Source organism: Streptomyces sp. NPDC030296 (assembly GCF_055572815.1).
On the sequence record NZ_JBVICQ010000009.1, the window covers coordinates 25596 to 38041 of the forward strand.

The window sequence follows — 12446 nt, forward strand, 5'->3', positions numbered from 1 at the left end:
ACAAGCGACGGCTGGGCGAACTGGCCGTCCACCAGGTCGACCGACTCCTCGCAGTGCCGCGATCACATCCGGCATCTTCCTGGTCATGGCCAGAACCCCAGTGTGTGGACGGCCAGGACGGCGCAGAGCGTCAACTGCACGGCGCCGATGACCCGGTGCCCGATCCGCAGTAGGAGGACGGCTGTCAAGCCGACCAGCAGGGCCAAGGCGCCGAAGCCCACCACTGGCCCCCAGTCCGGGGGCGGAACACTGCTTCCCTGCTGTCCGGCGCCGGGCTCCATGTGGCCCAGTGCCCGGACGGAGAGCACGATGACGACCAAGAACGTGGCCGCCGCGTCCGCCACCAGTACGAGAAGCAGGAGACAGCCTGCGGTGAGGGCATCCTCGAGGCCGGAGGGCTGCCTGTCGGTAGGTTCGGGCGGGGCTGAACGATCGCCGGGAGTACCCCCTTCCGAAGGGGCAGCCGCCGACGATGCCTCACCGTCCGTCTTGCGTCGCCGTCTCCAGTTCTTCCTCACGACGCGAACTCCTCACCGATCGCTGACAAGGCCCCGGACGAGAGCCCGGCCGAGTGCCGCTCCAGATTGACGGATTCACCTTCACCGCCACCGGGCAGTGACCTCCAGAATGTCATGAGCACGACTACCTTCCCCCACAAGGAGGTCGAACATGCACATCCGTAAGCTGTCCGGCGGCTTCGCCGCCGCCGTGGTGGTGTCCCTGTCCCTCACGGGCGGCCAGGCCGCGGCCGCTCCCCTCGCCGTGGCGGACGCCCCCGTCGCCCGCGTCCTCACCTACGACGCCAGCGGCTCCGCCGAGTTCAGGAGCGCGGTGGACCGGGGCGCGGCGATCTGGAACGAGAGCGTCGACGCCGTCGAACTGCGGCCCGCCGCCACCGGGCAACGCGCGAACATCCGGGTCGTCGCGGACAACGGCTGGCCACGCGCCCTCACCACCTCCCTCGGCAACGGAACCGTCTACATGGGACGCCAGGCCGTCGACCAGGGCTACAACACGATTCGCATCTCCGCCCATGAACTGGGGCACATCCTGGGCCTCCCCGACCGCAAGCCCGGACCGTGCTCCAGCCTGATGTCCGGGTCCAGCGCGGGCACCGCGTGCACGAACCCGTATCCGAACGCCGCGGAGAAGGCGGAGGTCGAGGGCAACTTCGGCGCCGCGCCCGTCGGACCGGCCCCGGCGGTGCGGGCGGGGGTCGTCGTGGACTGACGACTGCCCCACCACTCGGGAGGAGCGCCGCCGGCCCGCCGTCCACGCACGCGGGTGACCGCGAGCGACAACGCGCCCGCAGCCGTACGCCCGCCGGTGCACATGCGGCGGGCGTACGCGCTCCCGCCGCACCTCCTCACGAGGAGACCCGGACGACCCGCGCGACCGGACGACCCGCGCGACCGGGCGGGCCACGCATGCGGAGCGGCGCGAACGACGCCGTGACGCCCGTTGCACCCGCTACGCCTCGCCGTCGGCCAGTACGGCGCGGACCGCCTCCGCCAGGGCCTGCGGCGCGGCGGAGCGCGTGGCGCGCAGGCAGCGGTGCCAGGGGCCGAGACTGAGCGCTTCGACTGCCGCCGAACGCCCTCGCGCGCTGTCGCCCCATCCTTCGGCCGCAGCGGCCTTGAGGCCGCAGCGCCACACACCGGTCCCGTCCTCCGGGTCCGTGGAGCCGGACGCTTCGGGCTCGAACTCGCCGCTCACCACATCGGCAAAAGTGTCCTCGCCGTGTCGGCGCGCCGCGGCGTCGATGCCGCACAGCGAGCGCACCCGGGTGCGCGGTTCGGTGAGGGTGCGGGCGGCCTCGACGGCCTCGGTGTACCGGTGCTCGCGCACGGCGCAGCCGACTGTCGCCAGGAGCGCCCAGTCCTGATGCTCACTGTGCCCGATGGCGGCGCCGGTGCGGACGGCTGTACCGAAGTCGCCGCGCCGGGCGGCCCAGTGGGCGATGTCGGCGAGGACCCGCCCCTTCAGCAGAGGCTCCGGCAGGCTGTCGGCGAGTTCGACGCCCTCCTCGTAGCGCCCGGACGCCGCCATCGCCTCGGCGACGGCCGCAATTGCCACGTCCCTCGCGTGCGACTCGATCAACTGCCTTGCCAGGGTTCGGGCTTGATCCAGCTCCCCGGTCCAGGCCAGTCCCGTCGCGGCCGCGGCGACGCTGTCCGGGTCGTGCCACGGGGGAGTGGTCAGGGTGGCAGCCAGGGAACGCGCGTGGGGTGCCAGGGCGGCGGCCCGTGCGGCGTGGCCGTCTCGGGTCAGGGAGGACACGGCGAGGGCAAGCGCCTCGGCCTGGGCCGCCGCGTCGGGCAGAGCCCCCAGGGCCGCGAGCGCCTGCGGCACCGAGCCGGCCGCCGTCCACGCGGCGGCCACCGGGGCGAGGGCCCGCGGCGCGTGGGGGGAGGCGGCGACGTCCCGCACGAGACTGAGGGCCCGTTCGTCCTCGCCCCGTGCGAGGAGACCTCGCGCCATGGCGGCCCGCAGTTCCGCCCTGGTCCAGGCGTGCGGCGCGGCCTCGGTCAGGGCGTCCGCGGCGTCGTCCCGGCCGGCGTCGGTGAAGGCCCTGACCAGCGCGGTCAGGGCCGCCTTGCGATGGTCGTACGAGCGAAGGGGACGCGGAGGCTGCTCGTCCTCCGCCTTGTCCATCTCCCGCAGCAACGTCTCGGCGAGTTCCAGCGACCCGGACCGGGCCGCCGAGGACGAGACCCATCCCAGCGCCCGACCACGCCGGCACGGATCGGCGATCGCGCGCGCGACGTCGGCCCCCGCGCTGTGCAGCCCGCGGCGGGCCGCACCGCACGCGGCCTCCACCAGGGCGTCGGCCCGCGCGTCCGGGTCGCCGATGCCACGGGCGACACCGACGGCGAGATCCGGGACGTCCGACTCGGCCAACACCGTGCACAGCCGGCCGAGGTGATACGGCTCGCCCAGCGCGGTGTCCTGCCTGGTGGCGTCGGACGCCTCACGCGCCAGTTCCGCCGCCTGCTCGTGCCGTCCCGCACGCAGATGGGCCGAGGCCACGTGGGCCAGTGCCCGGCTCCGGCTGGCGGACAGCGTGAGGCTCCGAGCCGTTCCGTCGGCGGGGGCGAGGCCCTCGGGTGTGGACGCCAGGGCGGCGACCACGTCCGCGACGGCCTCTTCCCGCTCCCGTGGCGACCTGAGGGGCTGCAGCAGTTCGACCGCCTGCGCCGGCCGACCGGCGAGAGCCAACGCCTGAGCCGCCATGGTCAGTCCACGGGCCCTCAGGTTGTCCGCGGTCACCTCGTCGGCGAGGGCGGCCGCCTCCAGCGCGAGCGTCCGAGCGGCCTCGGCACGCGCGCCGGTGCCCGTCCGTGTGCGGGTGCCCGTACTACCGCTGCTCGCGCCGGTACTCGTACCGCTGCTCGCGCCGGTACTCGTACCGCTCCCCGCGCCGGCTCCCGTACCACTCCCCGTACCGCTGCTCCCCGTACCACCGCTTCCCGCGCCGGAGGCGACCAGAGCCGCCGCGACGCCCGCCAGGGACACCATCCGGGTGTACGGATCCGCGGGCGACCGGGCCAGTTCGACTGCCTGCTCAAGGGCTCCGGCGTGCGCCAGGGCCACCGCACCGGCCGTCGGCGCGGCGCCGGCCCCCTCCGCGAGCACATTCCAGGACACCGCGACGGCGTCGGCGGACAACCCGTTCTCCGCCATGGCCGCGGCGATGTCCCGCAGGAGGTGGACCCTCAGTTCGGTGTCGCCGACGGTGCCGGTCTCGGTGACCGCCTCCGTGTACCGGCCGTTCATGATCATGAGCATCGCGGTCGAGACGGCCGTGATGTCGGGAACGGACGAGGCTGCCGCACGGGCGAGGGCAGTCCCCGACGCCCGCTGTCCGGCCTGGAGCGCGGAGACGGCGGCGCCCGCCAGCACCTGGTCCCGCACGGCAGGTGAGGGCAGCGTCCGTGCGAGGTCGATCGCCCGGTGGTGGTGACCGGACACGGCGAGCAGGGCCACGGCGAGTTCGGTCGCCTCCTCACCACGCTGTCCGGGAACGGCGGCCGCCAGTTCCGCCGCCTCGACGGCGACCTCCGCGGCCTGCGTCGGATCGCCCGCCGCGACCAGGGTCTGGACCACTCCACCGAACGCCCGCAACTGGGCCGACACGTCCTGCCGGGCCCGGGCCTGGCCGACGGCTCGCCGTACGTGCCCCAGGCCCGCCCACACGGCGATCAACGCGTCCGGGAGGCTCTCGCTGCGGGAACGCAGGGCGTCACGCCGCATGGCGAGCCTGAAGGCATCGCTGACGTCGCTCGGTTCGCACCTCCCGTCGGCCCGCAGGGAGTCGAACGCCGCCGCCAGTTCCGACAGCGCGTCCAGATCGGAACCGCTGCGCTGCCAGAGGCGGTTGTGGCGGTGCGCGTCCCCCGCCAGCCGCACGAGCCGGGCGGTGTCCCGCTGGGCGCGCAACAGCTGGCTGTATCCGCGCAGCAGATACTCCGGCGTACGCGCGGGCCACCGCTGTTCCTGGAAGGAGGCCGCCCAAGCGTGCAACCGCTCACGGTAGGCGGTCAGTTCGTCGTCGCTCATCAGGTCGAGTGCGCTGCGCTGGATCTCCTCGTGGGCCAGGACATAGACGCGGTCGGCCGGGCGACCGTCCTCCCCCGAGGACCAGTGTGGAGTACGCGTCCGGAAGGTGCGCCCTGTGACGGAACCCAGTTCCCGCTCCACGAGCCGCGGTCGTGTGAGCGCCAGCGCGGAGAGGTCGGCGGCGGTCAGACCTCCTCCCGCCGCGGTGACCAGTCCGAGGAGATCCCGTGCCAGACCGCCGCCGTCCAGCATGCGCAGGAGGCTGTCCTCGGCCTCCTGCCGGATCGCCTCGGCGAACGGCGAAGGCCGCAGCCACCGGTCTATGGAGCGGTCCCGCAGCGGGTGGCCGGCGGGCACGTCGGCCGGAACCGGGGGATGCGGCCGCCCCGCCACGATCACCCGCATCCCGTGCGAGGGATCACGCGGCAGCAACGCGGCGATGCTGTGGCTGTCCGGGCCGGCCAGCACCCCCCGGTCCTCGTCCAGGCCGTCGACCACCAGCACCAGCCGCCGGCCACGCGCCGCGCAGGAGGCCGCCGCCCGCTCCATCGCCGCCCGGACGCTCTCCTCCCGCGTGTACTCCGTCACGGCGGGCTCCTCCTGGCCCAGCAGCGCGTAGAACTGACGGTGCACCACCTCACAGAACGCGGCACGGTTGTTCTGCCGGTTCAGACGTGAGGTGATGAAGAACGACACCACGTCGACGTTCGGCGGAGGATCAAGGACGAACTCGGCCATCAGAGCCGTCTTGCCGGCCCAAGCGGGAGCGAGCCAGCGCCAGTACGCGGACGCGGACGAGCCCGTCACGTCAGGGGCCCGGCAGAAGGCCGCCATGGCCGCCAGCTCCTCCTCCCGCCCATGGAACTCGGCGGCGCCGACGGACACCACCTGGTACCGGTAGTCGGAGACGGCGACACGCGGCTCACCGCCCACGTACACGTGGTTGCCGTTGCCCGTCACGGCAACGCCGATGTCACCGCCGGCAGCGACCGCCCCCGGTCCGGCGGCGACAGCAGTGCCGCCGACCCCCACGGGCTCACGCCGCCCCGCGCGGTTCCACCACTTGCCGAGCACCGGTGCCGTTCCCCTTCCCTCCCCGATCCCGGGCGGCTGCCCGCACCGATCGGGAACGATCCTGGCACACCTCGGCGTGACCCCGTTCCCTCGGAAGCGAAGACCACCACCGCCGACCCTCCGCAGCCGCGAGCGTCAGGAACCCTTGGAGCTCTCTTCCCCCGAACATGGCGAACGCGCCGCTCGGAGCGCGCGCGAGGTCGTCAACTGACGCTCACCGCCGACGGCCCGGAAGGTTCCGGCGTCAGCCCCTCGGGTGCCGTCACCGCTTGGTGCATCGTCGACCGCGACGGCCGTACGTTGGCCGAGCGCGCGGAGCACAGGGACATAGAGGCGGCGCGGGTCTGGCCGGTGTCCCCGACCGTGCCGTCCACCTCGCCGTCGACCGGAGGCCTCGCGGACGGGCGGGTGCTCGTCGGTGACGAAGGCGGCCGTCACAGGCTCGCCACCGACCCACGAACACCACCTTCCGCCAGTTGAGGACTCCGGCGAAGTTCAGGTCCTTCGCCGTCGACGGCACGACGCTCCACGGGATCGCCGACGCGACGACACCGTCGTACGACCTGGTGAAGGGCGAAGGGCCGTGGATCTCCGGGGACGGCGGACGCACATGGAGGCGCCAGAGTGGTGAGGGGCAGCGGGGGGTCGGCGGCCGTTGCCGGTGCCCCGCTGCGGTCGACGCGCGCTCGGCCGCGTCAGGTGTCAGGGTGAGGCCCAAGGACTCGAGAAAGGGACTTGCCGTGATCACCACTGACCTCACCCCGGGCTCCCCCTGCTGGCTGGACCTCGGCGCCCCCGACGTCCGGGCCGCAGCGGCCTTCTACGGGGCGGTGCTCGGCTGGGAGTACGAGCCCATGGGGGAGGTCGAGGGGGAGGACATGGAGGGCGGCATGTTCCGGAAGGACGGCAAGGTCGTCGCCGGACTCGGCAAACTCACCGAGGAGGGTGCCCGCTCCGCCTGGATGATCTACTACACCGTGACCGATGCGGACGCGACGACCCGCACGGTCGAGGAGGCCGGCGGCACGGTGCGGGTGGCGCCGAGGGACCTCGGCGACTGGGGCCGGATGGCCCAGTACACGGACCCCCTGGGCGGTCAGTTCGCGGTGTGGCAGCCGGGGAAGAACGCGGGCTTCGAACTCGCCGACGAGCCCGGCTCGCTGTCGTGGACCGAGCTGTACACGAGCGACGCCGCGGCCGCCAAGGAGTTCTACGGCAAGGTGTTCGACTGGCGGTTCGGGGAGATGGAAATGCCGGGCGGCGGAGGCACGTACACCCTCATCACGCCCGCCGGACTCCCCGAGGAACGCATGCAGGGCGGCCTCATGCAGCTCGGTAAGGGGGATCTGACGCTGACGGACGGGCGGCCGTACTGGCACCCGGTGTTCGCCGTGGCCGACTGCGACGCGGCGGTCGCCGCGGTCACCGCGAACGGCGGCAGCGTGCAGATGGGGCCGGAGGACGCGCCGGGCGTGGGCCGTCTGGCCGTCTGCCTCGACCCGTCGAACGCGGACTTCGTGGTGCTCACCCCGGCCCAGAGCTGATCGCGCCGGGCGGGCCGACTCGGTCAACCCACGGCTCTGGCCTGGTCCAGCGGGGGCAGGTGCCGGATCGTGCGGCTCCAGGTGGCCCCCAGGGCCACGAGCCCCATGACGGACGCGATCGACAGCAGGGCGGCCTGCACACCCCAGTGCTCCAGGACGAGTCCCGAGGCGAGCGGCCCGACCGGGGCCGCCGCGCCGCCGATGAGCGCGAGGCTGCTGAGCACCCTGCCCTGCAAGTGATCCGGCGTGATGGTCATCTGGTAGGTGTACAGAATCGCGTTGGCCGCCGGAGCCAGGAAGAAGGCGGCGGCCAGCAGGGGGCCGAGGATCCAGGCGGTCGGCCGGACGGCCATCGCGGGAATCGCCGCGGCGGCGACCCAGAACATCGCCAGCACGACGGACGTGGGGCTGAGACGTTGCAGCCGGGGGGCGGCCAGCGCGCCCAGCAGCCCGCCGGCACCGGAGATCGCCATCATCAGGCCGACATCGGCCGGTGCGGCGCCGCTCCGCCGGGCGGCGACGATCGCGGTGAAGGTCAGTGCGGAGAACACGAGTCCGAAGCCCGCGGCCGTCACCAGCAGGACACGCAGGAACCGTTGCCGCCACGTCCAGCACAGACCGTCGGCGATGTCGCGCAGGAGGGAGTGCGGGCGGTCCGGGGGCGAGGGGACGGTACGGGCGATGGGGGTGGTGGCCGGGGCCGGGGATTTCACGGCGAGGACCGCCGCGAAGGACAGCAGATGGGCGAGGAGCTCACCGGCGAGGGGGACCGTTCGCCCCAGGTTGAACAACAGGCCGCCCAGCGGGGGGCCGGCGATCGTGGCTCCGTACTGACGTGCCTCGTTGTGCGCGAGCGCCTGCGGCAGGTGCTCGGCGGGAACGACGCGCCGTAGCAGTGCTGTCTCCGCGGGCTCGAAGAACACCCCGCAGACACCGCTGACCACCGCCGCGCCCAGCAGCATGCGCCAGTCGAGGAACCCGAGCAGCGAACCGGTGACCGTGGCGGCTATGAGGGCGGCTCGTACGAGATCGCAGACGAGCATCGTGCGCCGCCGGTCCCACCGGTCGACCAGAGCGCCCGCGGGCAGACGCATCGCGATACCGGCGGCCATCGCCGCGGAACCGATCAGACCGGCGTGTACGGCCGAGCCGGTCAGTTGAAGGGTCAGAAGGGGATAGGCGACCGAGGCCACCTGGGCGCCCAGCGTCGAGGACAGGGTGGCGCTCCAGAGCAGGACGAAGTCACGGTTGAGGCGCAGCGGCTCACTCACGATCCGGATTATGTACAGAATATAAAGAACGTACAACTCCGTTCGGTGAGGTGAGGGCCTCGGAGGGCATGGAGCTCGGGGGCAGCGAGGGCGCGTGACGCAGGCCCGCTAATTGGGGGCCGGGCCCCCATGTCTCGCCCCCCGCTCCCGCCCAGGATGGTTCACGGCTGGACCAGCCCAGATTCATCAGGGGGAACAGGAGGAGCATTGAAGATCTCCATGCGCAACGCGACGCAGGCCGGCGTCACGGCCCTGGCGCTCGGCGCGGCCACGGTGCTGTCGACGGGGCAGGCCCATGCCGCGACCGGTGTACGGGCGGACTCGGTCCGCATCCACGTCAACGCCGTGGCCGGAAAGGCGAACGACCTCTCCATCACCCGGTCCGGCGGCACGGTGACCATCAGCGACGGCGGAGACGCCGTCACCGCGGGATCCGGCTGCACCCAGGTCGACCGATCCACCGTCACCTGCCCGTACGGCAACCGCACCCTCACGCTCGACATGGGGGACCTCGGCGACATCGTCCTCGTGACCGGGGGTATGCCCGCCGACATCAGCGGGGGCTCGGGCGACGACATCATCACGATCGACTACAGGGCCACCGCGAGGACCTTCCTCAACGGTCAGGCCGGACACGACACGATCTTCGGTGGGGCCGGGGTCGACAACATCACCGGTGGCGCCGGGGACGACGTCATGTTCGGCAGGGACGGCGACGACCGCCTGGACGCCGGCGACTTCTCGGCCGGCAACGACCGCTCCTTCGGAGACGCCGGCACCGACACCTGCACGGGGGACGTCAACGACCTGAAGGACAGCTGCGAACGCTGAGGGGCGCGGTCGCGGTACGGGGGATCAAGGGTTGGCCGGCGATGGGTGCGGTGTGTCTCGTCGCCGGCCCGCCTCGACGCGCACGACACCGCACGGGCGGCGAGCGGCGGAGGTCAGGGACGCGGAGCGGGCTCCTCGCCGCCCTGGTCGAGCCGGAAGGGCGGATACACATCCGTGAGCAGGGCGACATAGGCGGCAACCCGCAACACCCAGCGGTTCAGCCCCATCACCAGGTCGAAGAGGCCCCGCGGATACCGGTCCGTCGCGGCCAGCGCGATGCCGGCGAACAACACCAGCAGCCCGATGAGGCCTCCCGAGAACCACGCCATGTGTACGCCGCCCAGCAGGAACCCCAGCACCAGATAGTGCGGGATCGCCAGCAGCCACCACTTCACCAGGACCAGACCACGGGAGAGCTGCTCCGGGTACGCCACGTCCCAGTGGGTCGGATAGTCGGGGACGTCGGCGAGGGTGAACGGCGGGTAGCGGTCCGTGCCCAGGCCGCCGTACGCGTAGTAGGCCACCCGCCAACTCCAGCGCAGGACACCGACGTTGAAGTCGAACAGCGATCGTGGGTAGCGGCCGGTGAACAGGATGGCGAAGAACGCGACGACACCGACCACGGTGAACGCCACCCAGAGGAACGTCAGGACGACGTAGTGGGGGAACGCCAACAGCCACTTCACCAGCCACAGCCAGCGCGAGAGCGGGGTGTCAAGCCGCGCGCTCAGTCGGGCGGGGTGAGGGGACGCGAAGAACTCCGTGCTCATGAGGACCGATCCCTTCGTCGTTCGGCGACGGGCACGTCCGGTACTCCCGGCGGTGGCGAGATCGGATGCCCCGTCCGGGGCCTCCACTCCAGCTTCCGGTCACGGGCCGACACGCGCACTTGGGCTGACGCGGGCTGAGAGGGCAGGACGGCGCGCCGAGCAGCCGTCGAGAGCGCGAGTGGCCGCCGTCGCGCGGCGCGCCGATGCTGGAGACGGTGATGGTGGCGGTTGACCGCACTCGCCGAGGAGGTCCCGCGCCGAGATGAGGAGGACCGTGATGGCCCATACCGTGGAATGGAAAGTCCGTCTCCATCTCTTCGAGGAGGAGGGGACGACGAAGGCGCGCGTGATGCTCGACACCGGGACCACGCAGCTCGTCGGACATGGCGTGGCCCATCGCAGCCCCGACGACATGGACGTGCCGGAGATCGGTGACGAGCTCGCGGCGGGCAGGGCCCTGCACGACCTCGGCAGGCAACTGGTGCGCGTCGCCGCCCAGGACATCGAGGGCGTGGGCGCGGCCGGGACCGGGCGCGGCGACCTGCCGGAGACCGGCTGGCCGCTGCCCGACCAACCGCCGACAGGGTGACGACGGCCACGTCGGTCCGCTCGGCGGGGCCGCCCGCCCGGCCCGGCCCTGTCGCACGGGCGGGCCGGGCCGAACACACCGGCGCACGACCGGCATACGACGAAACGGCGGCCATCATGCGAGCTCAACTCGGTGATCGACTCGTGGTCGAGAGCACCACCGGAGCCACCCGGCGCGACGGCGAGATCGTCGGACTCCACCATGAGGACGGGACACCCCCCTACGACGTGCGCTGGTCGGACACGGATGAGGTGACCCTCGTCTTCCCCGGCCCGGACGCACACGTCCACCACAGCGAACACCGGCCCGGCGGCGGACCAGAGCCGTCCCGGTCACCCGCGCCGCCCACGCATGAGCCGCGCACGGGCACGGGCGCTTCCGAGACCCCGTCGGGCATGCCGCCCAACCCCGGTGACATCGGCCGCCGTGTCGCGGCCCAACGCCTCCGCCGGGGGCTGACCCGCGAAGAGGCGGCCCGCCGTGCCGGAATGGCACCGGAGTACCTGGCCTACCTGGAGGAACAGCCGGCCGACCCGACCAAGGCCAGCCTCATCGCCCTGGCCGACGCCCTGGGCACGACCGTCGCCGCCCTGCGCGGCGCCGGCGTCGATGCGCCGCCCGGCCAGGGCCAGGCGTTGCCGCACCCCCGGTTGGTGGACCTCGACCCCGACCAGTGCCGTGCCCTGCTGTCCACCCACGGTGTGGGCCGGGTGGCGGTCTCGTCGGCGGGGGGCCCGGCGGTGGTCCCGGTGAACTACGAGGTCGTCGGCGACACGATCGCGTTCCGGACCGCGCCGGAGTCCCTCCCGGCGGCGGCCGTCGGGTCGGAGGTGGCCTTCGAGGTCGACCACGTGGACGAGGCGATGAGCCAGGGCTGGAGCGTCCTCGCCGTCGGAACCGCGCGGGTGGTCACCGAACCCGACGAGGTGCGTCGGCTGGTGGAGGGCGCCCACTCCGCGCCCTGGGCCGGAGGCGTCCGGGAGATGTGGGTGGCGATCCACCCCACCCGCGTCACGGGGCACCGCATCGTCCCGGCGGAGCAGTGAGACGGGACCGCCGACGGTCCCCTGAACCCCCGCGGAACCGCCGCGAAACGGTGCGCGTGCGGACGCCCGCCCGCTACGGGCTGACCCGGCCCCCGTGCGGAGGCCGCTCGCCCACGGGCCGACCCCGGCCCCGCGTACGCTGGCCCACGGGCCGAGCCGGGCCCTCGTGCGTCCGCCCGCCCACGGGGCGACCCCGGCTGCTGCGCTCTTGCCTCCGTTCCACGGCTCACGACCGCGAGACCACTGTCAGGAGGGTGGTTTTCCCTCGCTCTGCGCGGCCTGGAGGTCGGCCAGCAGTTCGGCCTGCCCGGCGAGCACTCCGGAGAGGATGGTCCGTGCCACCCGCAGCAGCTCGGCGACGTCGGGGCTGGTCAGCGAGTAGTACACCGTCGAGCCCTCCTTGCGGTTCTTGACCAGGTTGGCGCGGCGCAGCACCGCGAGCTGCTGGGACAGATGGGCGGGCTCGATGCCCACCTCGGGCAGCATCTCCGCGACCGCGTGCTCACGCTCGCTCAACAGTTCCAGGACCCGGATGCGGGCCGGGTGGCCCAGCGTCTTGAAGAACTCGGCCTTCAGTTGGTACAGCGGCGTACTCATCGTGCCGTCGCCTCCTCGACGCATCCGCACGGTCTCACCGGCAGGGGCGCGGTGGGTCGCATCCACTCACTCGTCAGGAACATGCGGTCCATCCTCGCCTGCCGCGCCGACCACGCCGAAACCGCGGGGAGGAAACAGAGCAGCCGGACGCGGCGACGCCGACT

General features: G+C 72.8%; 10 protein-coding genes. 5 read left to right on the forward strand and 5 right to left on the reverse strand.

What is annotated here, in order from left to right; translation table 11 throughout:
• Positions 1-83: 83 nt before the first annotated feature.
• A complete protein-coding gene (locus ACZ4Z3_RS25310) occupies positions 84-344 on the reverse strand; it encodes an inner-membrane translocator (protein ID WP_468503143.1) in 261 nt (86 codons plus the stop codon).
• Positions 345-669: 325 nt separating this feature from the next.
• Here ACZ4Z3_RS25310 and ACZ4Z3_RS25315 point away from each other — a divergent pair, with 325 nt between their 5' ends.
• On the forward strand, positions 670-1230 hold the full coding sequence (locus ACZ4Z3_RS25315; RefSeq protein WP_468503144.1) for a snapalysin family zinc-dependent metalloprotease: 561 nt from the start codon (positions 670-672) through the stop codon (positions 1228-1230).
• Positions 1231-1470: 240 nt separating this feature from the next.
• Here the strand turns inward: ACZ4Z3_RS25315 and ACZ4Z3_RS25320 are convergent, their stop codons facing one another.
• Positions 1471-5634 carry a hypothetical protein gene (locus ACZ4Z3_RS25320; protein WP_468503145.1) on the reverse strand — a complete coding sequence of 1388 codons (4164 nt, stop codon included), beginning with the start codon at positions 5632-5634 and terminating at the stop codon, positions 1471-1473.
• Between the two features lie 740 nt (positions 5635-6374).
• Between ACZ4Z3_RS25320 and ACZ4Z3_RS25325 the strand changes: the two genes are divergently transcribed.
• A complete protein-coding gene (locus ACZ4Z3_RS25325) occupies positions 6375-7178 on the forward strand; it encodes a VOC family protein (protein ID WP_468503146.1) in 804 nt (267 codons plus the stop codon).
• A gap of 23 nt (positions 7179-7201) precedes the next feature.
• Here ACZ4Z3_RS25325 and ACZ4Z3_RS25330 read toward each other — a convergent pair whose 3' ends face one another.
• Complete coding sequence (locus ACZ4Z3_RS25330; protein WP_468503147.1) at positions 7202-8449, reverse strand: MFS transporter; 1248 nt, start codon at positions 8447-8449, stop codon at positions 7202-7204.
• 219 nt (positions 8450-8668) lie between these two features.
• On the opposite strand from ACZ4Z3_RS25330, the gene ACZ4Z3_RS25335 reads away from it, so the two are divergent.
• The gene (locus ACZ4Z3_RS25335) at positions 8669-9280 is read left to right on the forward strand and encodes a calcium-binding protein (protein ID WP_468503148.1); all 612 of its coding nucleotides are present in this window, start codon (positions 8669-8671) and stop codon (positions 9278-9280) included.
• 113 nt (positions 9281-9393) lie between these two features.
• Here the strand turns inward: ACZ4Z3_RS25335 and ACZ4Z3_RS25340 are convergent, their stop codons facing one another.
• The gene (locus ACZ4Z3_RS25340) at positions 9394-10050 is read right to left on the reverse strand and encodes a DUF4389 domain-containing protein (protein ID WP_468503149.1); all 657 of its coding nucleotides are present in this window, start codon (positions 10048-10050) and stop codon (positions 9394-9396) included.
• 277 nt (positions 10051-10327) lie between these two features.
• On the opposite strand from ACZ4Z3_RS25340, the gene ACZ4Z3_RS25345 reads away from it, so the two are divergent.
• On the forward strand, positions 10328-10639 hold the full coding sequence (locus ACZ4Z3_RS25345; RefSeq protein ID WP_468503150.1) for a DUF1876 domain-containing protein: 312 nt from the start codon (positions 10328-10330) through the stop codon (positions 10637-10639).
• A 116-nt stretch (positions 10640-10755) separates the two neighbouring features.
• Complete coding sequence (locus tag ACZ4Z3_RS25350) at positions 10756-11685, forward strand: pyridoxamine 5'-phosphate oxidase family protein (protein WP_468503151.1); 930 nt, start codon at positions 10756-10758, stop codon at positions 11683-11685.
• A gap of 246 nt (positions 11686-11931) precedes the next feature.
• Here ACZ4Z3_RS25350 and ACZ4Z3_RS25355 read toward each other — a convergent pair whose 3' ends face one another.
• Positions 11932-12282, reverse strand: coding sequence for an ArsR/SmtB family transcription factor (locus ACZ4Z3_RS25355; RefSeq protein ID WP_055542578.1), 351 nt, complete (start codon positions 12280-12282; stop codon positions 11932-11934).
• Between the last annotated feature and the right edge of the window lie 164 nt (positions 12283-12446).

What these genes read in the sequence shown, in the direction of transcription:
- ACZ4Z3_RS25315 (WP_468503144.1), top strand. Translation starts at nt 670, where the DNA reads ATGCACATCCGTAAGCTGTCCGGCGGCTTCGCCGCCGCCGTGGTGGTG.
- ACZ4Z3_RS25335 (WP_468503148.1), top strand. Translation starts at nt 8,669, where the DNA reads ATGCGCAACGCGACGCAGGCCGGCGTCACGGCCCTGGCGCTCGGCGCG.
- ACZ4Z3_RS25340 (WP_468503149.1), bottom strand. Translation starts at nt 10,050, where the DNA reads ATGAGCACGGAGTTCTTCGCGTCCCCTCACCCCGCCCGACTGAGCGCG.
- ACZ4Z3_RS25345 (WP_468503150.1), top strand. Translation starts at nt 10,328, where the DNA reads ATGGCCCATACCGTGGAATGGAAAGTCCGTCTCCATCTCTTCGAGGAG.
- ACZ4Z3_RS25350 (WP_468503151.1), top strand. Translation starts at nt 10,756, where the DNA reads ATGCGAGCTCAACTCGGTGATCGACTCGTGGTCGAGAGCACCACCGGA.
- ACZ4Z3_RS25355 (WP_055542578.1), bottom strand. Translation starts at nt 12,282, where the DNA reads ATGAGTACGCCGCTGTACCAACTGAAGGCCGAGTTCTTCAAGACGCTG.